General features: G+C 35.2%; 21 protein-coding genes and 4 pseudogenes. 13 read left to right on the top strand and 12 right to left on the bottom strand.

What is annotated here, in order from left to right; all coding sequences use genetic code 11:
• Positions 1–41 precede the first annotated feature (41 nt).
• The 3 genes and pseudogenes from OPR21_RS03850 to OPR21_RS08570 form a co-directional block, all read left to right on the top strand.
• Positions 42–874, top strand: a protein-coding gene (locus OPR21_RS03850; protein ID WP_265029708.1) for an IS5 family transposase whose coding sequence is annotated in 2 segments (ribosomal slippage) — positions 42–408 and positions 408–874 — 834 coding nt in all. Because the reading frame shifts where the segments join, the coding sequence is not laid out codon by codon here.
• Positions 875–960: 86 nt separating this feature from the next.
• Positions 961–1793 (top strand): IS5-like element ISWpi1 family transposase gene (locus OPR21_RS03845; protein ID WP_236514306.1). Its coding sequence is split into 2 segments (ribosomal slippage): positions 961–1330 and positions 1330–1793, totalling 834 coding nucleotides; the frame shifts between segments, so codons are not numbered across the junction.
• Positions 1794–1817: 24 nt separating this feature from the next.
• Positions 1818–2090 (top strand): annotated as a pseudogene (locus tag OPR21_RS08570) (multidrug effflux MFS transporter); the annotation flags it as partial.
• 27 nt (positions 2091–2117) lie between these two features.
• Here the strand turns inward: OPR21_RS08570 and prfA are convergent.
• Positions 2118–3197: a peptide chain release factor 1 gene (prfA, locus tag OPR21_RS03835; protein ID WP_007548640.1), complete on the bottom strand. Its 1080-nt coding sequence runs from the start codon at positions 3195–3197 to the stop codon at positions 2118–2120.
• 98 nt (positions 3198–3295) lie between these two features.
• Here prfA and yihA point away from each other — a divergent pair, with 98 nt between their 5' ends.
• The 7 genes and pseudogenes from yihA to tnpC all read left to right on the top strand — a co-directional run bounded on the left by yihA (position 3296) and on the right by tnpC (position 9539).
• Complete coding sequence (yihA, locus tag OPR21_RS03830) at positions 3296–3889, top strand: ribosome biogenesis GTP-binding protein YihA/YsxC (protein WP_015588868.1); 594 nt, start codon at positions 3296–3298, stop codon at positions 3887–3889.
• A 4-nt stretch (positions 3890–3893) separates the two neighbouring features.
• A complete protein-coding gene (gene argB / locus OPR21_RS03825; protein ID WP_006279509.1) occupies positions 3894–4805 on the top strand; it encodes an acetylglutamate kinase in 912 nt (303 codons plus the stop codon).
• A gap of 400 nt (positions 4806–5205) precedes the next feature.
• The gene (gene dut / locus OPR21_RS03815; RefSeq protein WP_006279458.1) at positions 5206–5667 is read left to right on the top strand and encodes a dUTP diphosphatase; all 462 of its coding nucleotides are present in this window, start codon (positions 5206–5208) and stop codon (positions 5665–5667) included.
• Positions 5668–5745: 78 nt separating this feature from the next.
• Complete coding sequence (locus OPR21_RS03810) at positions 5746–6321, top strand: hypothetical protein (protein WP_236514537.1); 576 nt, start codon at positions 5746–5748, stop codon at positions 6319–6321.
• Between the two features lie 33 nt (positions 6322–6354).
• Positions 6355–7684: pseudogene (locus OPR21_RS03805) on the top strand (IS4-like element ISWosp9 family transposase).
• Between the two features lie 5 nt (positions 7685–7689).
• Positions 7690–7812, top strand: a complete 123-nt coding sequence (locus tag OPR21_RS03800; RefSeq protein WP_255324039.1) for a hypothetical protein — start codon at positions 7690–7692, stop codon at positions 7810–7812.
• A 383-nt stretch (positions 7813–8195) separates the two neighbouring features.
• The gene (gene tnpC / locus OPR21_RS03795) at positions 8196–9539 is read left to right on the top strand and encodes an IS66 family transposase (RefSeq protein WP_265022247.1); all 1344 of its coding nucleotides are present in this window, start codon (positions 8196–8198) and stop codon (positions 9537–9539) included.
• Positions 9540–9698: 159 nt separating this feature from the next.
• On the opposite strand, the gene nusB is transcribed toward tnpC, so the two are convergent.
• Genes nusB through yidC form a run of 3 tightly spaced genes read right to left on the bottom strand, consistent with a single transcriptional unit; the run spans position 9699 to position 12296 of the window.
• Complete coding sequence (nusB, locus tag OPR21_RS03790) at positions 9699–10181, bottom strand: transcription antitermination factor NusB (RefSeq protein WP_007549265.1); 483 nt, start codon at positions 10179–10181, stop codon at positions 9699–9701.
• Complete coding sequence (locus OPR21_RS03785) at positions 10181–10609, bottom strand: 6,7-dimethyl-8-ribityllumazine synthase (protein ID WP_265030230.1); 429 nt, start codon at positions 10607–10609, stop codon at positions 10181–10183. Before OPR21_RS03785 ends, nusB begins: the two co-directional genes overlap by 1 nt.
• Positions 10587–12296 (bottom strand): membrane protein insertase YidC, encoded by a 1710-nt coding sequence (yidC, locus tag OPR21_RS03780; protein ID WP_077188570.1) that lies wholly within the window; start codon positions 12294–12296, stop codon positions 10587–10589. Before yidC ends, OPR21_RS03785 begins: the two co-directional genes overlap by 23 nt.
• A gap of 134 nt (positions 12297–12430) precedes the next feature.
• On the opposite strand from yidC, the gene OPR21_RS03775 reads away from it, so the two are divergent.
• The gene (locus OPR21_RS03775) at positions 12431–12946 is read left to right on the top strand and encodes a TIGR02281 family clan AA aspartic protease (RefSeq protein ID WP_006279648.1); all 516 of its coding nucleotides are present in this window, start codon (positions 12431–12433) and stop codon (positions 12944–12946) included.
• Positions 12947–12952: 6 nt separating this feature from the next.
• Here OPR21_RS03775 and secF read toward each other — a convergent pair whose 3' ends face one another.
• From secF to OPR21_RS03760, 3 genes are all read right to left on the bottom strand, one after another.
• Entirely contained in the window at positions 12953–13828 is an 876-nt protein-coding gene (gene secF / locus OPR21_RS03770; protein WP_006279649.1) for a protein translocase subunit SecF, read from the bottom strand.
• Between the two features lie 200 nt (positions 13829–14028).
• Complete coding sequence (locus OPR21_RS03765) at positions 14029–16011, bottom strand: hypothetical protein (protein ID WP_265030229.1); 1983 nt, start codon at positions 16009–16011, stop codon at positions 14029–14031.
• A gap of 173 nt (positions 16012–16184) precedes the next feature.
• A complete protein-coding gene (locus OPR21_RS03760; protein ID WP_006279652.1) occupies positions 16185–18146 on the bottom strand; it encodes a heme lyase CcmF/NrfE family subunit in 1962 nt (653 codons plus the stop codon).
• Between the two features lie 168 nt (positions 18147–18314).
• Between OPR21_RS03760 and OPR21_RS03755 the strand changes: the two genes are divergently transcribed.
• Positions 18315–19556, top strand: coding sequence for a hypothetical protein (locus OPR21_RS03755; RefSeq protein WP_265030228.1), 1242 nt, complete (start codon positions 18315–18317; stop codon positions 19554–19556).
• A 122-nt stretch (positions 19557–19678) separates the two neighbouring features.
• The gene (locus OPR21_RS03750) at positions 19679–21004 is read left to right on the top strand and encodes a dihydroorotase (RefSeq protein WP_077188568.1); all 1326 of its coding nucleotides are present in this window, start codon (positions 19679–19681) and stop codon (positions 21002–21004) included.
• A 91-nt stretch (positions 21005–21095) separates the two neighbouring features.
• Here OPR21_RS03750 and OPR21_RS03745 read toward each other — a convergent pair.
• From OPR21_RS03745 to OPR21_RS03725, 5 genes and pseudogenes are all read right to left on the bottom strand, one after another.
• Positions 21096–21928, bottom strand: a pseudogene (locus OPR21_RS03745) (IS5 family transposase).
• Positions 21929–21988: 60 nt separating this feature from the next.
• A pseudogene (locus tag OPR21_RS03740) lies at positions 21989–22249 on the bottom strand (double zinc ribbon domain-containing protein); the annotation flags it as partial.
• A 227-nt stretch (positions 22250–22476) separates the two neighbouring features.
• On the bottom strand, positions 22477–22791 hold the full coding sequence (locus OPR21_RS03735; RefSeq protein ID WP_010082388.1) for a hypothetical protein: 315 nt from the start codon (positions 22789–22791) through the stop codon (positions 22477–22479).
• 54 nt (positions 22792–22845) lie between these two features.
• Positions 22846–25641 (bottom strand): excinuclease ABC subunit UvrA, encoded by a 2796-nt coding sequence (uvrA, locus tag OPR21_RS03730; RefSeq protein ID WP_006279734.1) that lies wholly within the window; start codon positions 25639–25641, stop codon positions 22846–22848.
• 425 nt (positions 25642–26066) lie between these two features.
• Positions 26067–26216: a hypothetical protein gene (locus OPR21_RS03725; RefSeq protein WP_186809131.1), complete on the bottom strand. Its 150-nt coding sequence runs from the start codon at positions 26214–26216 to the stop codon at positions 26067–26069.
• Positions 26217–26347: the final 131 nt, after the last annotated feature.

Raw genomic sequence — 26347 nt, 5'->3', positions numbered from 1 at the left:
GTAAAAGGCTATGATATTTGAAATTTTAGTATGGGGTAAAGATGAGAAAAAAGTATCCAACAGATCTAAGTGAAAGGGAATGGGCACAAATAGAGAAGTACTTCAGAGTATCATACAAAAAAGGAGGAAGACCGCCAAAATATAGTAAAAGAAAAATGTTAGAGGGAATTTTCTATGTATTGCGTACAGGGTGCCAATGGCGGTATTTACCAAATGATTTTCCGCTATGGAAGACTGTATATGAGCAGTTTAGGCAATGGAAGAAACAGAGGATTTTTGAGAAAATGAACTATGATATCACTAAATATAGTAGGTCAAAAATGGGAAGAAATGAAGAGCCGAGCGCATGCATAGTGGACAGTCAGTCGGTAAAAACCACGGAAAAAGGGGGGTCAAAGGTTATGATGGTGCGAAAAAGGTAAAGGGGAGAAAAAGACATATAATTACAGATACTCAGGGTTTTATACTAAGTTGTTACGTAGGAGCTGCTAATGAAAATGATAGAGATGGTATTAAAATAGCATTAAACAATATGAGAACAAAATATACTAAAGTAAAAAAAATGTGGGCTGATATGGGGTACCAAGGAAAAGATTTAAAAACCCATATAGAGGAAGAATATGGCATAGATATTGAAATTGTGAAAAGGCCTCCATGTAGGTTTTGGGTGCATAAAGATACACCACTAGAACTATTGCCACAACGGGATCCTGGATTTTTAGTACAGCCGAGAAGGTGGGTGGTAGAAAGGACTTTTGCTTGGATCAATAGGAATAGAAGACTATCAAAAGAGTACGATTTACTTACAACATCTACTGAAAGTTTCATATATCTGGCTATGAGTAGGGTTATGTTACGGAGGGAATATGCCTAAGTTTACTTGTTTCCGGACAACCTCTAAGAGGTTGTCCGGAAACAAGTAAAAGGCTATAATATCTGAAATTTTAGTACGGGGTAAAGATGAGAAAAAAGTATCCAACAGATCTAAGCGAAAGGGAATGGGCAAGAATAGAAAAACACTTCAGAGTATCATACAAGAAAGGAGGAAGGCCGCCAAAGTATAGCAAAAGAGAAATATTAGAAGCAATTTTCTATGTATTGCGTACAGGGTGTCAATGGCGGTATTTACCAAATGATTTTCCGCTATGGAAGACTGTGTATGAGCAGTTCAGGCAATGGAAGAAGCAGGGAATTTTTGAGAAAATGAATTATGAAATTACAAAATATAGTAGAAGAAAAATAGGAAGGAATGAGCAGCCGAGTGCCTGTATAGTAGATAGTCAATCTGTAAAGACTACAGAAAAGGGGGGATCAAAGGCTATGATGGAAGTAAAAAAGTAAAGGGTAGAAAAAGGCATATAATTACAGACACTCAGGGTTTTATACTAGGTTGTTACGTAGGCGCTGCTAACGAAAATGATAGAGATGGTATTAAAATAGCATTAAACAATATGAGAACAAAATATACTAAAGTTAAAAAAATGTGGGCTGACATGGGATACCAAGGAAGAAATTTAAAGAATCACATAAAGGAAGAATATGACATAGATATTGAAATTGTTACAAGGCCTCCATGTAGATTTTGGGTGCACAAAGATACGCCACCTGAGCTACTACCAACAAGAGAACAAGGGTTTAAAGTACAGCCAAGAAGATGGGTTGTAGAAAGGACTTTTGCTTGGGTTAATAGGAATAGAAGGCTATCGAAGGAGTATGATTTACTCACAACATCCACTGAGAATTTCATATACCTAGCTATGAGTAGGGTTATGTTAAAGAGGGAATATGCTTGAATTTACTAGTTTCCGGACAACCTCTTAGTAACACTGTCTATGATTATTTTTTCTATCGGTTGTGCAATTTTCCAGCCAGTGATTTTTAATGCATCAATAAATGTTTTCCCTGAAATTAAAGGCACAGCTTCTTCTGCAGTCTCGTTCATTAGAGCTTTTATCATGGCTATTTTTATCGGCTTAACAAGCTACATTTACAATGGTCAAACAATTAGTGTAGCTGTTCTTGTTTTATCCGCGATAGTACTAGAACTTGTTTTTACTGTCTATCTATTGCGTTTAAAAGATCCTATGTAATTAATAAAGATATTCCATTGTAGGCTGCTAACTTTCCCCGGCCAATCTTTCTGCTTCATTGCGTGAAATTAATGCCTCAATAAATTCATCTAGTTCACCTTCTTTTATAATCTGCTCTAACCGATGTGAAGTTAGATTAATTCTATGATCTGTTATTCTTGATTGTGGAAAGTTATATGTTCTTATGCGCTCGGAACGATCACCAGAGCCAATTTGGCTTTTCCTCATTGTTGACCTTTCCATTTCTTTTTTTTGTCTTTCAATTTCGTATAGCCTTGCCCTCAATACTTTGAGCGCTTTAGCTTTATTTTTGTGCTGCGATTTTTCATCTTGCTGTATCACAACTATCCCTGTTGGCAAGTGGGTGACCCTTACTGCGCTGTCAGTTGTATTCACTGATTGCCCTCCAGGACCACTGGATCTATAAACATCTATTCGTAAGTCTTTTTCTTCTATTTTAAAGTCAACTTCTTCTACTTCAGGTAATATCGCAACAGTAGCGGCAGAGGTATGCAACCTTCCTGAGGATTCAGTTTCTGGCACTCTCTGTACTCTGTGCACCCCTGATTCAAATTTCAACCTTGCAAAAACTTCTGTTCCATTAATGAGTGCAGAAGCTTCCTTATAGCCACCTATACCTGTATTAGAAATGCTTATTGGCTCGAACTTCCAATTTCTTCTTTCTGCATATTTTTGATACATACGAAATAACATTGCTGCAAATAATGCTGCTTCTTCTCCGCCTGTACCTGCTCTAATTTCTAATATTGCATTTCTTGAGTCATCTTCATCTTTGGGCAATAATGCTAACTTTAATTTTGCTTTTATTTTTGGTAATAATACCTTGTGCTTTTCGAAAAATTCTTCTTTTGCTAACTCTTTTATATCACCTTCGCTGTTTTCATCTTTCATTATTTCTTCTAAGTCTGAAATTTCCTCTTTCAGCGTGTTATATTCATCAATTATCTTGATTATTGGCCTGAGCTCAGAGTATTCCTTTGAAAGGGTAATGAATTCTTTTTGACTTAAATTGGTAGGATTTTCCAAATTCCTCTCTATATCATTAAATTTTTTCTTTAAGTCTTGTAAATTATTTTCCATATCCATATAGCACAGATCTAGCTAAGTAATATATACTGAAATAAAAAATTTCTTATATCAAGCAATAACACTATAATATACCTACTACCTTCTAGTTGAATATAATGGCAAAACAGATAACATCAAACTGCAATTTCATATTTGGAGCTTCGGACATAAAAACATTACCAGATGAATCGGCTCCAGAGATTGCGTTTGCTGGTAGATCAAATGTAGGAAAATCCAGTCTGATTAACTTACTGATAAACAGCAAAAAAGCTGCCAGAGTTTCCTCTAAACCTGGATGCACTAGACAAATAAATTTTTACTCTATGTACAATGATAAGTTCAGGCTTGTTGACCTGCCAGGGTATGGTTATTCTCATGCAGGTAAGGAGGAAATTATACAATATTTAAACTTAATTGAGTATTATCTAATTCAAAGAAGAAATCTAAGAAGAGTGTTTGTGTTGATAGATAGCAAGGTAGGATTAAAAGAAATAGACAAAGACTTCATTTATTGGTTAATATATAATAACATTAACTTTAACATTGTGCTAACAAAAATAGATAAAGTAAGTCAAAAAAGCTTAGGTGCTGTTATAGAAGATATTCAAAAATGGATTAATAATGAGAATGTGTCAATTCATCAAATGAGCATCCGTGTTAAGCATAAAATAACCAAGGTAAGAGATGAGTTTTTCAAGTTTACAAGATAAAAAAATGAAGAGTAGTGAATTTTTAAAGGGTGAGGTATCATTTGAACAAAAAGCAGAAATATTACTTGAAGTGCTATCTAACATACCTAGCTTTGTAGGCGAGACTTTTGTCATTAAATGCGGTGGTACAATAATCTTAGATGAAACACTATTTAATACTTTTGTGCATAATGTTGTCTTGTTGAAGCAGCTTGGTATAAATCCGGTAATAATTCATGACGGAGAATATGAAATTAACTCAGTGTTAAAAATGCTGGATATGAACAGTAAGTTTGTGAATGGTATCAGACTTACAGACAAAGACACTATGAAAATCATTGAAATGGCACTGTGTGGTTCAGTTAATAAAAAAATTGTTCAGTATATAAATTCTGCTGGTGGTTCAGCTATTGGATTATGTGGAAAAGATGGTCACTTAATTAAAGCCGAAAAAATAACCGCTACGCTTAGAGAAGATAGATCAAATAATATCGAAAAGATATTAGACATGGGGTTCATCGGTAGACCCACTGAAATCAATCCTGATATATTATTTTTTATTGAAGAATCAGATTTTATACCAGTTATTGCACCAATTGGTCATGGAAAAGATGGGGAAACGTATCATATTGATGCCGATAGCACTGCAAGCGCAATTGCAATTGCAGTTTCTGCATCTAAAATGATAATCTTGAGTGACACAGATGAAGAAATAGATAAAATTGGTGGCAGGAAGATATCTGTTAAAAATTTAAATGCATCGATTGATTGTGGGAAAATTAAAGGGGAAAAATTTATTGAAAGGCTTATGGCATACGTTAAAATGGCGGAGGAATGTGCTGGAGTTGTTCACATAGTTGATGGTAGAATACCTAACATTATGCTTGATTTATTTACTGAGAGTAATTCAAGCATATTGATTGTGAGTGATTTATAGCTATACTGCTTACAACCACACGAATACCAAGAGGGTGTCATTCAAGTAGCTGACACTGGAATGACAGCAATCCACGTCATACCGCGATTCATTCGCGGTATCTCTAGATCCCGCTAACAAGTAGCGGGATGAAGGTTGTCAGGGTGTCATCCCAGTGCCCAGACACTGGGATCCAGAAGACTTAATTTCAACCAAGTGGCTGCATAATAAGGACTAGATTCCAGACTGGAATGACATCATAGGGGCACTGGGATGACAAAAAAAGGAGCACTGAACTTGTCAAGGAATTTTATGGCCTAGCGTCACGCGCTGGAATGACATCATTTACGATGTAACATTTATCACTTTTGCAGATACAATTTACATGCTATAATTGAGTCTTCATAGATGGTAAATTGGAGTGCAAAGAAGTAAAATTAAAGTAGAAATAAAAAGATTATCACACGGAGAAGACTTGTCTCTTCCATGTTATGCAACTACGCAGAGTGCTGGCATGGATCTTTATGCTGCATTGAATGATTCTGCTGTTTTAAATCCACTTGAAAGATTACTTGTTCCAACTGGAATTGTGATTGCAATACCAAACGGTTTTGAGGGGCAAATCCGCCCACGTTCTGGTCTTGCTGCAAAACATGGAATCACTGTCTTAAATTCTCCGGGCACTATAGACTCTGATTATCGAGGTGAAGTTAAAATTTGTCTAATTAATCTAAGTAATCAGCCATACGAAATAAAAAGAGGAGATAGAATCGCACAAATCCTTATTTCTCCTGTATCTCAGGTAATTTGGGATGACAGAGAAGAATTCTGCGCAGAAGAAACCGGTCGCAATGCAGGGGGCTTTGGCTCAAGCGGCAGGTAGCTTACGAAAAAGCTTGACTATGACAGTTCTTTTATACACAATTTAAGCATATTAATATTTTATTAAATGAAGTCGTTTATGCTAACTTTCAAAAATCATTGTGGCCAGCTCCACAAAGCAAACACTGTATTTGTTGCATTTACTGCTATATACGTTATAGGTGGATTAGCAATACTTTCAACACCGCTTTGGAGGCCTTCAACTTGCAAGCTAGCAGCTTTTGCAGCTACACCACTTGGAATGGGCGTTTTAGCATTTGTTGCTGCTGCGCTGACTTATTTAGCAATATATGCTATCAGCAAAAATAACGAAATATCTGAGTTGAAAGCTCTGAAGGTTATTAAGGATGGGTTGCTAGTAACAGAAGACGCATTTAGGGAAATTGCAAGGAATAACCAAGTTAAAGATGAAGAAGGTAAGGTAGAAAAGGATAAATATTATATAGACTTCAGCTTAGAAGGCAAGAACTACCGTATTATTGTTGATATTAATCAGTTTACCAATAAGCTAGGCAATACTTCACTCTTCGAGATAGATTCACTAGAAGTGAAAAACAAAGAAGGTAAGTTCGAGACAGTAGATAAAACCATACGCGTCAAGTTAAGGAAAAGTGTAAGTAAAGTTGATAGAGTGAAGGAAAATAATAAGGTATAAATTCTCTTGGATATATGAATGAGAGAACTTACAATGGACAGAATAGCTTGCTTATCAAAAGACCTCAATGAATTCTTTAATGAAAAAGCAGACGAAATATCAATTGCAGTAGGTTTTATAAAAAGAAAGAGAAAACTTAATGGCTCATCATTCATAAAAGCTATGGTTTTTGGTAACATAGGAGTTGATGATTGCAGCATAGAAACAATGTGCCAATTGCTAAATGAAGACTCGATAGAAATTACAAAACAGGGTTTAGATTTTAGGTTTAGTGAAGAAGCAGTTGAGTTCATGAAAAAAATGTATAACGAAGCTTTGTGTTTATTTAAAAAAAGTCTACAGATTGATTGCAAAATTTTACAGCAATTTGGAAGCGTTAAATTATTGGATAGCAGCTACATTAGCCTGCCCAGTAGCATGGAAGATATGTACAAAGGATATGGCAGTAGCTATAGAGATTGTGAGAATAATACCAAATCAGGAATAAAGCTACAGTTAGTCTTTGATTACCTGAATCAAGCGCTAGATAAGTTAAATTTTATGGAAGGAATAAAGGTCGGATCAAGGTTATAGGGATTATCTGAACGGTTTATCAGCCAATGATTTGCTAATATTTGACTTGGGCTACTTTGTGCCTAGTTCTTTTAAACAGATTGATGAAGCAGGTGCATATTTTGTTAGTCGTTATAAGTCTGATACCAATATATATGATATAGAAACAAATCAAAAAATAGAGCTATTGGAGTATTTGGAAGGTCACTTATCTTCAGAAAAAGAAGTATTATTAGGAAAGGAAGTAAAAATTAAGGTAAGAATTATATGTCAAAAGCTAACTGAAGAACAGTCTATGGCTAGAAGAAGAAAGGCTAATAAATTAGCAAAGTCACATGGATATACATCTTCTCAAAAGAATCAAAAGTTATTAGATTGGTCAATATTTATAACTAATGTTCCAGAGAGTAAAATTAATGCTGAACAAATATTGACGGTTTATAGAGTAAGATGGCAAATCGAATTACTATTTAAACTATATAAAAGTCATATCAATCTTGATAAACTAAAAGGAAAGACAAATCCATTTAGAGTATTGTGCGAGCTATACGCAAAATTATGTGCTATTCTCGTATTTCACGGAATGATTGGCTGTGTAAAACTAAAAAAGAACACGGAGCTCAGTTTAACAAAGGCATTTATTGAATTGAAAAGGCGGGTTAGAGAGCTCTTTTTGATATTAAACAATATTGTCAATAATTTAAAAATTTTTCTAAAAAAGCTTACTATAATCTGGTCAAAGTTTTCTTTGAAAGACAGATATAGGAAGACCAGGGTATCTACTTTAAGCTCTCTACATTCCTTAACTTGACGCGTATGGTAGATAAAACAGAATGGAATAAAACATTAGGTTTAGAAAAAGAGGGTGCTAAAGAGGTTAACACTTATTTAGGCTCGCTTATTGTTGAACAAGTTGCTTCTCAACAACAGACAGTATAGCCAAGTGAAATAAAAGAGGTAGATTAAGTCTGCCTCTTTGTTTTTTTTGATTTTTAGTGTTACGCGCATAACTGCATGGATGTTGCGATTCTCAAGGCAACGTATCTGTTTAGATGCATGGCTAATGCTGAAACAAAAATTCCAGTGTTCCCTTTCTTGTCATCCCAGTGCTTGACACATAACTGTACAAACATTCATTTTTGAAGGTAAATTGGTAACCGTTCACGCAATGGCGTCAACTTAAGAGCCTTCATTAGCAGACTCTCCTAAAGACATGATGGCGTTTAGGCTTATCAACTTTGTCCATTCACGGTATAAGAAAGTAGTTTACAAAAATTGCATAATTAGTATAAAAAACAATAAACTAGATAGATGAGGGGTTGATGATAGAGGTGCTACAAGAAAAGATTGTGGTATTGGAGTCAGAAGTTGGTACTCTGAAAGCAGAGAATGATAAGTTAAGGACAAAAATAATTGAGCTAGAGGATAAGCTGGGTTTAAATTCAAAAAATTCATCGCTGCCACCATCGCAAGATGTATATCGCAAAAAGACAAAAAAGAAGAGCGATAAAAAACCAGGCGGGCAGCCAGGACATGAAGCGCACAAGCGGGAATTGATGGTAGCAGATGAGGTGGTAAAATGTTCAATTGATACAATTTGCATGTGTGGAAGCCAAGTTATTTTAGAAGAAGAAACTGTGCATCAAAAGGTTGAATTGCCAAAAATTAAACCGATAGTGACTGAATATAGGCTACAAAAAGGCTACTGTAAGGCGTGTAAGAAAAGGATCTCAGCTAGTCTGCCTGAAGGTGTGACAAGGGATCTTTTAGGAGCTAATGCAAAAGCAGTAATTAGCAGTTTTAGTGGATTTTTTATCAATTCAAAAAGGGAAGTACAGCAAATTTTGAGCAGCATATTTAATCTGAATATAAGCCTAGGTTTGGTATCAAAGACCGAGGGTAGAGTATCAGAAAAATGTATATCTGAATACGAAAAAATAAGAGAAGAGCTACGGAAAAGCAAGTATTTACATATAGATGAAACAAGCCATAGGAACCAGGGAAAGAAAGGTTGGAGTTGGGTAGTAACGAATAAAACAGCAACACTTATGAAGTTAGTTGGATCTCGCGGAAAGAAGATATTAAAAGGGCTATTGCCAGAGTATGATGGAATAGTTATAAGCGATAGGTATGCTGCGTATAATTACTTTAATCGTGAAAACAGACAGATATGCTGGGCCCATTTAGCAAGGGACTTTGAAAGGTTTTTTTACAGTAAAAATGTTGAAGTGAGCAGAATTGGCGCAGCATTAAAATCGCTGAGCAACAGGGTATTTGTGGTAGATAGAGCACGTAAACAAAACCTGATAGACAATTTAAGATTTTTCCGGTTAATGAGGAAGATTCGAAAAAGGGTGAAACATTTTTTGCGAGAGATAACAAGGGTTGCAAAAGGAACTCAGGCCTCGAGAATGGCTGCCAATATACTACGTTCTGAAGATATGATGTGGAGATTCGTGCGCAATCCTGATCTGATCGAGACAACCAATAACCTTGCAGAACGTCAGGCTAGACGGTACGTCATTTATCGTAAAAATAGTTTTTTCACTTGGTCAGAACGTGGAGAAAAGTTCATTGAAAGAATGCTTTCGATATTTTTGACTGCACGTTTGAATGATCAGAATCCTGTCCAGAAACTACAGAATTTAGTCGCTATTCCTGCCTAATTGGGAATATTCCGTGAACGGTTACGGTAAATTGCACAACAGATAATGTCATTCCAGTGCTCCCTTTCTTGTCATCCAAGTAGCTGACACTGGGATCTGGTAGACAATGTTCATACAGCAGCTACTCGGATGACACCTTGTGCTTGCTGGCTATAATTGCTAAGGATTTTTATTTAATTTAACTGCATCTTTTGCCTTATCCAATAACCCATTAATAAAACCAATTTCGCTTGGTTTATCAAGTAAATCAGATGCAATGTTAGTATATTCATTAATGACAACTGGAACTGGCGTATCACAATTAGCTAACTCACATATTGCAACACGCAAAATAGATAAGCTTATAAGATTTAACCGTGAAAGGGACCAACTTGGGTGTAAATAAGACTCTATTATTTTATCATATTCTTCACTGCTTTTTATAACCTTATATAACAAGTTTTCTAAGAACTGATGTTCAAATTCTTCACATTCAAATATATCTTTCAACTTATTTATGTAGTCCTTAAGCTCACAATTTTCCAGTTTAAAAGTGCTTTTGTTGTAACCTACGAAAATATTTGAATAAGCAATTTGTACAGCAAGAAATCTTGCCGTGCTTCTTTTTATGCGCCACTTTTTATCTACTGGTTTTTCCTCCATTATTTTAATTTATTGTGTAAATCTATCATACGCAAAACAGTTGAGGCTGCATGGCCACCAACGTTCTTTTTGTTTTTATCAGCTCTAACTAGTGCTTTATCTTTGCTGTCAGCGGTAATTACACCCATACCAAGGGGTATTGCATAATGCATAACAACCTCATTTAAGCCTTCAATTACTCCTTTACAAACATATTGATAATGATCGGTTTCACCGCGAATTACGCACCCAAGAGCTAAATAACCATCATAATTAGTATGCCCACTCTTGACTGCAAAAAGAATTGTAGCTGGTATCTCAAATGTACCAGGAACCTCAACTACATCGTAACTGGCATTACTGCCTTTTAATTTATCAATTGCACCTTCAAGCAAAAGGTTCGCTGTTTCAGTATAATAAATCGAATTAACTATTAGTATTCTCGACATTTACTACCACTTTTTTTGTTAAAAACAACTTTATTAATGACTGTTGAATTAGAGTTATAATATTACTAAATATCCAATATATTACCAGGCCGGCAGGAAAAGAAGAAAAAATAAAGACAGAAATGTAAGGTAAAAACTTCATAACATTTACTTGAATATCATCTTTACTGGTTTGATCTTTCTCACTTAGCTTCTGCTGAATTATCATGGTGGCACCGAAAATTATAGGTAAAATGCCTATAGAAATAGGAAAGTTATAATTAAACAACCCAAATAATGTAAAGATGTTCGTTGGGTCAGGAGCTGAAAGATCCTTAATCCATAAAAAAAAAGGAGCATGCCTCATCTCTATAGTAACAAATAATACTTTATATAGAGCAAAAAATACCGGTATTTGTATTAGCATGGGAAAAATGCTCGACATTGGATTTACGTTGTTTCTCTTAAACAATGCAATTGTCTCTTTATGCTGCTTTAAGCTGTCATTTTTATACAACTCTTTTACACGAGTTAGCTCAGGCTGCAAGCTTTTCACCTTGAACATTGAAACATATGATCTATTAGATAAGGGAAGCATCAAAAGTTTGATTACTAAAGTCAGCAATAATATTGCTAAGCCAAAATTCTTTAAAACGAAGTTAAAGTATTCAAGCAGTAAAAACACTGGTTTAGTTATAAAGTAAAGAACACCAAAATCTACAGCTTTATCAAACAAAGGTATATTGAGAGTATCCTTATAAGAATCCAGTAAATTCAACTTTTTTGCTCCAGCAAAAAAATAATTCACATTAGAAGTGCTTGCACCAGGAAGTATACTCTTATAAGACTTAACAAAATCTACTTGAAATTTATCAATATCATTAGCGTTAGTATGTTTAATGCTTACATTTATTTTATCAGATTTTTCAGGTATGATGGCTGTGAGCCAGTATTTATCAGCAAAACCAAACCAATTTTTTTCACTCGTGCTTGCTTTTATTAAATGTTTTTTGGAAATATCCTTATATGTCCACTCCTCTAGTTTATTATCAAATGCACCCAGTACTCCTTCATGGGATATCCAATAAGATTCGTTGATATTGTCACGTTTACGGTTAATTTTACCATAAGGAACCAAAACTACATTATCCTTTGTATTATTTTCAACAACTTGCTCAACTTTAAACATGTAATTATCGTCGAGGTTAATTTTCATTCTAAATAAAATGCCATTCTCATTGTCCCAAGATAAATTGACCTCTTTTTGATTAAGTTTATCTGCTCGCCAGACTGCTTTAGAATCTGGAACTTTAATCTTGTTACTCGGATCGAGCCACCCAAATTCTGCAAAATATACATCTTTTGATTCTGCAGGTGACAGTAACACCACTTGTGGAGAAGAAGAACTCGGTTCTAAGTGGTAATTAGTTAAAATTAAGTCATCAAACCTTGCACCTTTCAGAGAAATTGATCCTTTAATCATGTTATTGGTTAAACTAACCCTCTGTTCTCGAGTAGAATTAATAATTTCAGAACGATTTTGGTATATTATAGGAGCAAGGTCGTTAAAAGATTCGATATGTTCAATATTTTCAATCAATGGCTGGTTTTGGTTTGTACTAAAAAAATTATCATAAATAATACGCCAAGACACCATGATTAACATGGAAAGGATAGCTGCCAAAATTAAACTTTTTGCTTCTGACATGAAATTAAATCAAACATATCTTCTTAAAGTGTATACTAAATATTGTACTAAAACAATGAAATTTACTTATTTTTAATAATAACTTTTAACGCTGATCTTTAAAATTTATTTTAATAGCTTCAAATTTTAACAATATGAACGCGGTGAAAAATCTAGTTATTTGGTTGCTAATAATAGCCACTACTGCAATGCTTATTGATTCACAAAGGGACAAACTAAGCGACAGATTTCTCAGTACTTTTTTACCATATAAAGGAAGAATTCAAAATAGCGGTCAGAATAGTGGAAGTATTGAATTTACGAAGTCATATGATGGACACTTTTATATTCAGGCTCAAGTCAATGATCGCAATATAACGTTTTTGCTTGATACTGGAGCAACCGATATTGTTCTATCACAAAAAGACGCATTACATGTTGGTATTAACTTACAAAATGTTCAGGATTTTAAAATATATGAAACTGCGAAAGGTCAAATAAAAGCTGGAGTGGTTCAAATACCTCAAGTTAAAATAGGAAATTTTTTGATTAATGATGTACAGGCAAGCGTTAACACTCATTCTATGTCTCATTCACTACTTGGAATGAGCTTTTTAAGGTATTTTCATTTCACTATAAGAGATAATAAGTTGATATTATACCGCGACTAAACACTTCTACAATCTACTTATCAAAGCTCTGTAGGTTAATATAGGAGCAGAAATAAATATTGCAGAACAAGTGCCAATCAAAATACCAAAAAAAATGATCAAGCTGAAGTCTTTCACTGCATCTGTGCAGATTAATGCCAAAGGAAGAGCAGCAAGAAGGGTTGTACCCGAGGTTAATATAGTGCGAAATAATGTAGCGTTGATACTTGCATCTACTATCTCACTCATCCGCCCACTTTTACCACTCTTGCAATACTCTCGAATCCGATCGTATATAATTACTGAGTTATTGATTGAATAACCAATGACAGTGAGAAGAGCTGCAACTGATGAAATATTAAACTCAATGCCAGTTAGGCTAATAAAACCAACAGTTAAAATCACGTCATGAATCAGTGCTGTTATTCCACTGAATCCACATTGCCAATTAAATCTAAACCAAACGTAAAAAAATATTCCAACAATTGCGATCAACATGGATAACATTCCTTCAAATATTTGTGTTGAGCTTATTTGTGGGCCAACATAGTCTATTTTACGATAGCTTATTGAGCTCCCCAGCTTTTCTTCTAGTATGCTTTTTATCTTTTTGATTTTATCTTCATCTCCTTCATCTTTAAAACGCATGACTAAATTATCACCCGCTTTTGAACTCTGCACTGTAAAACCATTTTCTTTTAATGCATCGAGAATAGAGTGATTCTCATCTGAAGATTTTATCTCTATCAAAATTCCGCCTGCAAAGTCTATGCCTAAGTTCACTCCACGCAGCACAACAGTGAATATTGAAAAGATGATAAGAATAATGCTAATTAATGCAGTCAAATCCCTATATTTACTAAATTTTATATTGAGGTTATCTGGAATGAGTCTAAGTGCCATGCTATTTACTTAAACTTGAATTTTATATACTTTTCAAAAAATTCACTAGTTTATTCTGTGATTGTTTGACTATGTAAATTTTTCTGTCAGTTGATTCTTGTCTGTCAATTAAGTTCTATCTAGTGCAAACTTTGCAATTTTGAAGTACATTACAAGAGCAAAATACCGCCAATTTGGCCCATCATTTTATCTCTGCAAGCTTATCCCCCCCTTGCTATGTTAGCAACGCAACCTAAGCTAGGTTCCTTCATAGCAGTGTTAGGTACACTGCCATATCTTTCAAAACTTTCATGCTCTATAGCTTCCTCAACACTTTTTCCTCCTAAAAGACAGTTTTCCCCTAAACTTTTTCCCCTATTTTTTAACTCATTAAGCCTTGCTCTGTTTTCCCCATCAATCTCCACTTTTATTTTATTGCTGCCTTTCTCACTAGGACTTAGATAAATACTTATCTCTCCTACCTCAGTAGTAAAAGACATTTCAATACCACCTTTTGAGACATCCATGTAATTTCTTTTTCCCCCTATTTCTTCTACATTTTCAACTCTTACTATACTTTCTCCAATTTTGAGTATGCCAACTCTTAAATTTAAGTCTTTGGCTTTTTCATTGTTTAGGATTTCTGCAACTTCAACAATACTATCTTGCGAGTACTCTATACAAAAATATCTATTATCCTTGTCTACTCCTAATACATTTTGAGTCTGCTTGCTTTTGTTTACAATACTTTCATATGCTAAACCTTTTAGCTTGCTTTCAATTTCCTTACATTTCTCAGAAAGACCATCATCAAATCCATTACAAGTAACTATCTGCTCAAACTCATTCCCATCGAAAAAATTATGGCGTTTTACCTTCCCACCTTCTAACAATAAATTACTAACAATGCTTTTGATAATGTCCTCTTCGGACACTTCATTTTTTTTGTTACAGTTTTGATCTTCACTTTCTTTGTTACAGTTTTTATCTTTACTTTGATAGGGAAAGTTATCAAATACAAAAGTGTTACTTCTGTTACTTATATGACTACCACTAGTAAGATCTTTTATTTCTTCAAATACTGTATTTGTTACAGTTTTGTTACAACAACTACATTTTAAATTTAACATTACTTCTTTTTCTAAGTATTTAGCTACTATGCACTTAATACTTTCTGGAGTATTTTTTATATCTTTTTGTTCATTTTGTTCTGTTATACCTCTCACCTCCCCACAGCATTTATCAATCAGATCCTGTTTACTTTGAGTTAACGACATTTTTAGTTTCATAAAAAGTGAGTCTTTTAGAAAAGGATTATCATCTTCTGAATCCAAATCATCTGTTAACTCCATTGAATCAAAATTACCTGAGCTATAGTACGAACCCTTTTTTGAGTCCGAACTATCTTCTGAGTTCCCATCACTATCTAACCAATTGTCAACTTTCGGAAATTCTGAGCTTTTCTGTTCACCTTCAAAAGTCTGATTACTACCACCAGCGCCCTTTGTCAAATTTTCTTTACTTTCACAAGAACCATCTGAACCATAGCCCTCATTCCCTTTTGGATCTGAATCATCTGGATTACAATCAGAAGTTATTTCTGTATCTTCAGAAATCTGTTGATTATCACTTTCACCTAACAAACCACCATTTGTTGGATTACATACATTTTCTGTATATTTTTGATTATTTTGTGCTTCTATTTTCTCCTTTTCGTACAACAGTTTAAACTGATCCTCATCGTCAGAATTGTGACCTGAATCACAAATTACATGATCATTGCAGGTAGAATTATGCTCTACTGAATCAGTACTTTCAAAAATTTGTGGATTATTACTTCCGTCTGGCAAATTACCTGATAAACCAGTCTGATGATTATTTTCACCTACCCAACCATCAGTTGTTGTTGGAATATATATTCCTGTATATCTTTGGCTATCAAGAGAATCATTAGTTAATTGTACTGCTGTATAAGTTGTCCGGTCATCCTCATCATCGGAACTAATACCTGAATCATGGCCATCACCTTCTTTAATCTTTTGAGTTTCTATATCGTGTTCATTTATTTCGCTCGACGAATCATAGTTGGAAGGGTTATACTGTTGATTAGGACGTTTAAAAATTTGACGCCAATCGCTGTAAGGCTCCTTAAAATCGAAAGCAGTGCGTATAACTTTTTCCTTGCCTGATACCCCACCATTCATATTGTATAACCATTACTCACTAATCCCTTAGTGAATATCGTAATATATAGGTCTGTCAATAAAAAAATATAACTTTCTTTGGTTCTAACCTTTGCAAATCAGTATCTATAGCCCGGTAATTTCTCATATATTGCACTCTGGACCTAGGAGCGTTGTTAATAAATCCACGACAGCTAGACAACCTTCGCCCGTTTACTAAAAGGAAAAGCAGCAAAGAGCGAACCAAAAGCGATGAGAAAGGATCCAAGCCAGATTATAGACATTCCAGGTTTATAGTGCACTTTAGCTGCAATTTTGCTCTTACTCTTATCAATCTCTCCAATTACAACATAAATATCAGAAAGCAAATTGTGGTAGATACTGCTTTCAACATTTTTTTGACCTTCCGCAAGGTAAAATCTATATTCAGGGGTCATCTCACCTAATATCTTATTATTCAGCAAATTCCTGATATACATTGTACCTCTCACTGCATGGAAATTTTTTTCTTTTATTAGCTCAATATTTCGTAAAGTAACTTTAAATTTATTGACTGTTATGCTATCCCCTATTTTTAAGTAATTTTCTTTTTTCTCCTGCCAACCAACCGAATATGCTATACCAAGCACTAGAATTGCCACTCCAGCATGAGCTGCCATCATTGCATAGTAGGATTTAGAAACTTTTCTTGCTAATAAAATTGATTCACCAAATGCTACCTTAAATAAACAAATTCTTTTACTGTATGCTTCTAAAACAAAGATTAATAATGCTATGGAGATAGTAATTGATAGCACAATTATTAGCTCCATGTGAAAAATAAACGGCAAAATAGCTGCAGCACTACAAAATGAAAATCTATATTCACGGAATATTGGCAATAGACTATTTCCCTGCCAACTGCAGTATTGCCCAATTATCGTGAGGGCTAGAATAGCCAGTGCAATAGGATTAAATAAAGAATTGTAATATGGTGCTCCAACTGAAATTAATTCACCGGTTAAATATTCGAGCACTGTAGGGTATAAAGTGCCAACGAACACAATGAAAAAGGCAGTGATGAATAATAAATTGTTCATCAGCATCATCGTAAGGCGTGAAAAGAATCTTCTACCCTCTGTCACTTGAGTAGCAGGTTTCTTTTCAGATTCCAGTGTCAAGCATTGGAATGACATCGCAGACGTGTGATTTTTTCTCGTAAATACTACAAATATTACTAAGCTACTGACTGTAATTACACCAAGTAGAGCTAATATATACAGTCCATACCTTGGATCATCTGCAAACGTGTGCACTGAGGTGAGTATTCCTGAGCGGACTAGAAATGTTCCAGTCACACTCAATATAAAAGTTGTAAGCGTAAGTAAAATAGCAAAGTTCTTTAAAACATTGAAATTCCGTACCACGAGCAACAAATGTGTCAGCGCTACTGCAATTAGCCACGGCATCAAAGAAACGTTTTCCACTGGATCCCAAAACCAAAATCCACCCCACCCAAGTTCGCGATATGCCCACCAGCTACCCAAGCTGATGCCCAAAGTGAGCAGCGACCAAGAAATAAGTACCCAAGGCCTGACAATTTTAGCCCAAACATTTCCTTCAACTTTTGCAATTAATCCAGCTATAGAGAGCGAAAAAGGAACGCTAAACCCAAGGTACCCCAAATATAATATCGGTGGATGAATAGCAAGGCCTATATCTTGCAATATCGGATTAAAACCAAGACCATCTTTTTCAACGCTTGGCATTTTAGTGAAGGGGCTGGATTCAAGTAAAGTGAACAGTAAAAAACAAAAGCAAATCAAGCCTTGGGTGATCAAGGATACTTTCTTCAATTTACTGTCGTTATCAGTAAAAATATCCATCAGAAATAGGTAAAAGGTAAGCACTAATGCCCAAAGCAACATGGACCCTTCTTTATTTCCCCAAACACCACAAATCTTGTAGATCAAAGGTTTTGTTGTGTGTGAGTGGTAGTATACGTTTTCAAGTGAAAAATCATTTGTAATGTGGCAGTAGATCAAAATAGCCATTGACGCTGATACACAAAAAAATATGGCAGTGGTAATAAACCGACAAGAACTAAGCGGTAAAAACAAATATGTCAAAGACAATAAGCAGGCTAGCAATAGCAATATATTCCCAAGTTCAGGCATAAAAAATTATAGTTTTTATATAAACAATATTACTGATGACAAGTAAGAAGTTAAAGTGTTAATTGATGCTAGCATAATGCTCCCGTAGTTAGCTGTGCTAGTATTAATTAAAAATTAAATATTAAATCTTTATACTTTTATAGATAGCGTTAATATTGAGGTAACATTGTGGGTACAACTAAGATTAGTAAATTTCCATTCAATATAAAAGGTAAAGTGGCAAAACAACATGCCGAACCAATAATCGAAAAAAATCTCTATACTATTTTAGGATTCAAAGATATAGAAGATTTTGAAAATAAGACAAGTAAACTTGTTAATAAAAAAGTTTGGCAATCATTTGTTGACTGCTTTGCAAAAGAAATAGATTATGCAGCAACCGAAGAAGTTGTAAAAAACATCGTTTGTAACATTGCAAAGAGTGATCAAGGTAATGCTTTTACCAAAACTGAACATCTCATATTAAATGAAAAGCAAGATAATAAAAAGAGAGAAAAAGCGATTAGAAAAGCTATTAGTATTTTGAGAAAAATCAATCCAGAAAAAGCCTTTAATGAACTTTCAGTAATAAAAAAACAAGCTGAAGATTTTTTACAAACCGATTTTTGTAAAGCACAGAGTAAATCACTTCAAGGATTTGCTCCCTCTGGTGGACAGCTCTTTGCGGAAACTCTGAAATATATAGAAACACTAGAAAGATTATCCGAAGTAAAAAAAGAAGGGCTAGTTAGAGATTTCTTGTTAAATCATGTTAGTTTATTGAATAAAAAGTATCCTAAATCACAAGGTAAAAGGGAAGATGCTATAACAATACTATCAAGTGATGAGTTGAAGAATTTTTACAATAAAGGTGTAAAAGAAGAAATGTTACAACCAATGGCATCTTACAAAGGATGCAGAAACCTGTATGACAAAATGAACCAGATAAAAAATGAATCCAAAAGTATAATTAAAAGAGAAGAACGGGAAGAAAATTTAAAGAAAATAGATAAGTCGATAATCAGCGCAATTAATGACATAAAAAAACATAGAGAAGCAATCCTTAACTGTAAAGACTTTCAAAATTCTTACATAAAAGAGAAAAAAGAACATCCATTTAGAGGCAACGCATGTCAAAAAATGATTGATATATATCAAGAGAGAATTGTTGGATATCAGGAGAAAATTCGTCAAAACTTAAACCAAATAAAAGCGATATTAAAAAGTGCGCCGCAAGAAATGGATGATGTGGAAGAATTCGAGGAAATAATTGATGATATACATGAAGCAAAGCAGTGTGATGAAATTTTTGATTCAGCTTTAATTTGTTTATCGAACATACAGAATGAGCTAGATATTCAGCTGGAAAATCCTTCAACAGAACTCAGAGCTTCACACATTAACGTTAAAACTGAGCTAACTAGGTTATAAGAACCAAATCTTTAGGATAATGAAAGCACTTTAATTCAAGACAGCTCTTAGTCTGTGTTTTAATTTGGTTGTGTTTTATTAAAAAAACTTTAGATTTATTTTATAATCGATACTCAAATATAATGACTCAAACTTGGGATTTGTTGCAAACAGGGCAAAAGGAAGGCTATAAAATTGCGTATACTAATGCTCGTATTATCGACCCGGAAACTAAACTTGATATAAAAGGTTCATTATTGACTGAAGGGGATAAAATTGTTGACTTTGGTGAATCATTATTTTCAACAAGTGGAGTTGATGAAACAATAGACTGTAAAGGGCTTGTTCTAATGCCAGGCCTTATTGACATTCACGTACATTTTCGTGAACCAGGCCAGGAACATAAAGAAACTATATATACAGGCAGCAAATCTGCAGCTGCGGGGGGAGTTACAACTGTAGTTTGTCAGCCAAACACTGTTCCAGCAATTGATAGCGTTATTTTGGCTAAATATTTGAAATATAGAGCACTTGAAACTTCACATGTAAACGTTGAATTTTACGCTAAAATCACCACTTCGGAAGAAAAGTTGACTGAAATGGCACTTTTAAAGGAAGCAGGTGCGGTTGGGTTCACTGATGATGGCATGCCAGTTATGAACCCAATGATTATGAGACAGGCACTGCTTTATTCAAGTATGCTGAATGTCCCTATTGCTCAACATGCAGAAGATTTAAATTTATCTGCTGGTGGCGCAATCAACGAAGGTAAAATTTCTGAAGAATTGGGAGTAAAGGGGATCTTGAGTGCGTCAGAATCGGTTATGGTAAATCGTGATATACTGCTAATGAAGGATATGGAAAATGTGCACTACCATATTCTACATGTCTCTTCAAAAGATTCACTTGATGCTATTAAACGTGCAAAAGATTTGGGATTAAATGTTACGTGCGAAGTAACCCCTCATCACTTCACTTTGACTGAAGATATAGTAAAACAACATGGGGCAATTGCAAAAATGAATCCGCCGCTTCGCACTGAAGAAGATCGTTTAGCTATGGTTGAAGGTTTAAAGACAGGTGTGATTGATTGCATTGCAACTGATCACGCTCCGCATGATCGTAGTTCTAAAGATCTACCACTTGAAAATGCTGCATTTGGTATTGTTGGTCTTGAAACAATGCTGCCCCTTTCACTTGAACTCTATCACAGTGGGCAAATGGGTCTACTTGATGTGCTTGCAAAATTGACATATAAGCCTGCAGATATAATACACATACCACGTGGTCGTATACAAAAAAACCTTGCTGCAGACTTAATTTTAGTTGACCTCAATCATGAATGGGAAATTAAAACTGACAACTTTGCTAGTAAATCAAAGAATTCTCCTTTCGATGGTCGCAAAGTAAAAGGACACGTAGTACGTACTGTTGTGTCCGGCAAAACTATATACTCGCAGAAGAGTTAGTTATCATATCTTATCTATTCCAATTTGTTATCACCAGAATGGGCTAAGTGCACCTAAATTTAAATTAGAGGTTGTCCGGAAACTAGTAAATTCAAGCATATTCCCTCTTTAACATAACCCTACTCATAGCTAGGTATATGAAATTCTCAGTGGATGTTGTGAGTAAATCATACTCCTTCGATAGCCTTCTATTCCTATTAACCCAAGCAAAAGTCCTTTCTACAACCCATCTTCTTGGCTGTACTTTAAACCCTTGTTCTCTTGTTGGTAGTAGCTCAGGTGGCGTATCTTTGTGCACCCAAAATCTACATGGAGGCCTTGTAACAATTTCAATATCTATGTCATATTCTTCCTTTATGTGATTCTTTAAATTTCTTCCTTGGTATCCCATGTCAGCCCACATTTTTTTAACTTTAGTATATTTTGTTCTCATATTGTTTAATGCTATTTTAATACCATCTCTATCATTTTCGTTAGCAGCGCCTACGTAACAACCTAGTATAAAACCCTGAGTGTCTGTAATTATATGCCTTTTTCTACCCTTTACTTTTTTACTTCCATCATAGCCTTTGATCCCCCCTTTTCTGTAGTCTTTACAGATTGACTATCTACTATACAGGCACTCGGCTGCTCATTCCTTCCTATTTTTCTTCTACTATATTTTGTAATTTCATAATTCATTTTCTCAAAAATTCCCTGCTTCTTCCATTGCCTGAACTGCTCATACACAGTCTTCCATAGCGGAAAATCATTTGGTAAATACCGCCATTGACACCCTGTACGCAATACATAGAAAATTGCTTCTAATATTTCTCTTTTGCTATACTTTGGCGGCCTTCCTCCTTTCTTGTATGATACTCTGAAGTGTTTTTCTATTCTTGCCCATTCCCTTTCGCTTAGATCTGTTGGATACTTTTTTCTCATCTTTACCCCGTACTAAAATTTCAGATATTATAGCCTTTTACTTGTTTCCGGACAACCTCTCATGTTTCTACTATGTTGATCATAAGCAAAAACTGATCTTAATACTTTAAACGGTGGAGGATTGATGATGCACTTACCACACGTATAAATATTGTCTGAGATTACTACGCCACAAACATTGCAGTAATGCTTAGTTAGAAAATTGATTTTTTTGTTGCATTCACTACACAGATTAAGATTTTCATCAATGATACATTCGCAACTTACGCATACGCTTGGAAATATGAGATTTGTAGCTTTTTTTAGTAAGAGAAGGTTCACAACTCATTAAATATATTATAAAATAATTTATATAGTATAGCTAAAGTAACTTAAGCTTACACTCTTTCACTTTTTATTTCATTTCAATATAGTTCAAACTGAGCCACTGCTGAGTGCTGTAGCTAGTGCAAGTCAGGTTTTCCTACGTCATACCGCCGCGGTATCTCTAGATCCCGCTAACAAGCAGCGGGATGACGAATTTGTCGTTTATCAAATCGTCGGTAAACCTAAGTCACTTTAGTTATAGTATCAAACATAAAGGTTGCAATATTATGTTGGCTGCTAAAATAGCACCAAGTGCACACAATGAATACACTTTCTCTGCCCTGTGACCCACGTTTATCATTATCTTGATAATACTTGTTATAATTGTCTTTACTCTCAACTCCACAAATTACATCTTTCACAGGTCCTAGCACATTATCAACGTAACGTACAGATTTATAGAAACTATTTTCTGGAACTAGTGTGTTATCTTCTGCTTTCTTAGCAGGTACAACTCCATATTCAACGTACCTTCTAAAGTATCGATATACTGACATTCTTATCTCCAAATCATAAATATGCAACCTAGCCTAATATAATTAAGAAATAGTTTATAATAAATACGTTTTAAGATACCTGCCTGTAACACTTTCTGGAATTTTTGCCACTTCTCCTGGAGTTCCAGTAGCAATCACTTCTCCGCCTTTTATTCCGCCCTCTGGTCCGATGTCTATTATATAATCTGCAGTTTTTATAACGTGCAAATTGTGCTCGATAACTATAACAGTGTTTCCCAGATCGACTAATCTATGGAGTATTTTTAGTAAGTTATTTATATCTTCAAAGTGTAATCCAGTTGTTGGCTCATCAAGAATATACAATGTTCTTCCGGTAAATCGTTTTGATAGCTCTTTGGACAGCTTTATTCGTTGTGCTTCACCCCCAGACAACGTTGTTGACGACTGTCCGAGTTTTATATAGCCAAGCCCCACTTCCTGCAAAGAAACCAACTTTTCTTTTACCATTGGAAGGTTTTCAAAAAAATCACAAGCTTGATCTATCGTCATATCAAGCACATCAGAGATTGATTTTTCTTTATAAGTAACTTCCAATGTTTCCCGATTATACCTTCGTCCTTTACACTGCTCACACTTCACGTAAACGTCCGGTAGAAAATGCATCTCTATCTTTAAGTGCCCATCACCTTTACAAGCCTCACACCTTCCCCCTCTGGTATTAAATGAAAACCGGCCTATATTATACCCCCTTGCTTTTGACTCCGAAAGACCTGCAAACCAATTTCTTATATGAGTAAACATACCGACATATGTTGCTGGATTTGACGCAGGAGTTCTACCAATTGGCGACTGATCAACTTCTATAACTTTATCTATATATTCAAGGCCTTCTATCTTATCGCATTGGCCATACCGTGCAGACGAATGATGTATCTTATGTGCTGAATATTTATATAACGTTTCTATGACTAAACTTGATTTTCCCCCTCCTGATATTCCAGTAACACAAATAAGATTCCCTATAGGAAATTTAACGTTCACATTTTTTAAGTTATTTTCACATGCATTTATTACTTTTATGAACTGAGTTGCTTGCTTTCTTCTTCTTGGAATTAAAATTTTTTTCTCTCCACTTAAATATTGCCCTGTTATGCTCCCTGAATTTCTTTGCACCTGGTCTGGTGTTCCTTCTGCAACAACTTTTCCACCATTTACGCCAGCTCCAGGACCAATATCAATCGCATAATCAGCAGCCATTATTGTATCTTCATCATGCTCAACAACGATTACAGTGTTACCCATGTCTCTCAAGTTTTTCAGTGTAGCAATTAACCGATCATTATCGCATTGATGAAGGCCTATCGAGGGTTCATCAAGCACGTACAGCACTCCTGTTAAACCAGAGCCAATTTGTGAAGCAAGCCTGATCCTCTGACTCTCGCCACCAGAGAGAGTGCTAGATTCTCGATCAAGCGTTAGGTAATTCAACCCTACATTCTTTAAAAATGCTAGCCTCTTGATTATTTCATTTAATATTTTACTTGAGATTTGCTTCTGTTGTTCTGTGAGCTTGTCTGGCAAATTTTCAAACCATTTAAGGGATTCATCGATGCTGAGCCTTGATATTTCACCTATATGTTTGCTATCAATTTTCACTGTAAGCGCTTCTTTTTTCAATCTATAGCCAGTACATTCTCTGCAGTGAGTGACAGAGCAATATCGCTCAACAAGTGTTTCATCATAATCCATCTGGTTCTCCAAGATACTGATCAAACCTTGAAATTTATTAGAGCCAAAGAGTATCATATCTTTTACTTCTTGATCTATGTTCTTCCACGGAATATCAAGGTTAAATTTGTAGTTTTCAGCCAGTGATAGAATTGCACTTTTTAGAAATCCATAACCTGTGTGCACTTGACGGAACATTGATCCCACTGGCTTTAAAGCACCCTCAGATATTGAAAGAGTTTCATCCGGTACTATTAGCTTTATATCAACACTTAGTTTTTTACCAAGCCCATTACACGAACCACATGCACCGTAAGGGCTGTTAAAAGAAAATAATCTTGGTTCTATTTCCTCAAGAGTGAAACCAGACTCGGGGCATGCAAAATTCTCTGAAAAAGTTAGAATTTGACCATTTTTATACTCGGAATTATGGTTGTCAGGTAGGTTTACTATTTCTACATACATTAGACCATTACCAAGTTTTAGTGCGGATTCTATACTACTTGGCAGTCGATTTCCTATATCGCCCAATATTGATATTCTATCTGCAACCACAAAAACGTCGTGTTTCTTGTTCTTATCGAGTTTAGGCAAGTCATCTACATTGTACACTTCACCATCTATTTTGAACCTTACGTAACCTTGTCTTTTAATTTCCAATATCTCTTTAAGATGTTCTCCCTTTCTACCACGCACAACAGGGGCAAGTATATATATCTTAGTTTCTAAAGGTAACGCAATTATAGTGTCTACAATTTGAGACACCGTTTGTTTTGTTATTGGTAATCCAGTTGCAGGTGAATAAGGAACTCCTATTCGTGCATATACTAAGCGCAAGTAATCGTAAATTTCGGTAACAGTTCCAACTGTTGACCTTGGATTTTTTGAGATCGATTTCTGGTTGATAGATATTGCAGGAGAGAGACCTGTAATCGACTCAACATCTGGTTTATCCTGAATGTTGAGAAATTGACGCGCGTAAGCTGACAGGCTTTCAACGTACCGGCGTTGGCCTTCTGCATAAATCGTATCAAATGCAAGGCTAGACTTGCCAGAACCACTTAGCCCAGTTATAACAACTAGCTTATTTTTCGGTATATTGACGTCTACACCTTGCAGATTATGTTCCCTTGCGCCCTTAACTCTGATAAAATCGTCCATATTATACCATATAGCGTATTAACCATTATAGCCTCAAAATACGTGAATTTATAGTGATATATTGATTTTCTATTGATTTTTTCAACTGTTACGGAAAATTAGGCAGCGTTTGATAAATCGTCATTCCGCTACTTGTTAGCGGCTGAGATACCGCGACGGTATGACGGTTAAGTAGGCCAGTGCCCTGATGATGTCATCCCAGTGTCAAGCACATAGCTGTACGAACGTTGTAGTTTAGGAGCAATTCCCACCAGTGGGCCAGTGCCCAGACACTGGTTCTATGCAACTTAATTAAAAACGTTTGTTTTAGCGTAAGACAACTACCTTTAGCTCATCAGCTCAGTTATAAGCAAAATTTCTGGATTCCAGACTGGAATGACACCATTTGCTGTGCAATTTACCTTCAAAAATGAATGTTCGTACAGCTATGTGTCAAGCACTGGGATGACACCATTCTTTTTTCTGGATTCCAGACTGGAATGACACCCCCCTGATAGGCTCAAATCATAGTGTTTGTACAGTTGTGAGTTTAGGCTACCTATAAATTCTAAACTGTTGTTACGTATTAGGACCACCAAATACACCCCCAGGACCCAAAGTCAGTTTAGCTATATCAGAAAACAGGTTATGTGGAAATCTTAAAATACTTCTTGTTCGCCAAGCAAAATAAATACATTCCTACAAACAAGCAGATGCTCAATACTGA

Source organism: Wolbachia endosymbiont (group A) of Philonthus cognatus (assembly GCF_947251755.1).
Taxonomy (GTDB): Bacteria; Pseudomonadota; Alphaproteobacteria; order Rickettsiales; family Anaplasmataceae; genus Wolbachia; species Wolbachia pipientis.
This window is presented reverse-complemented; position numbering and strand designations above follow the sequence as displayed.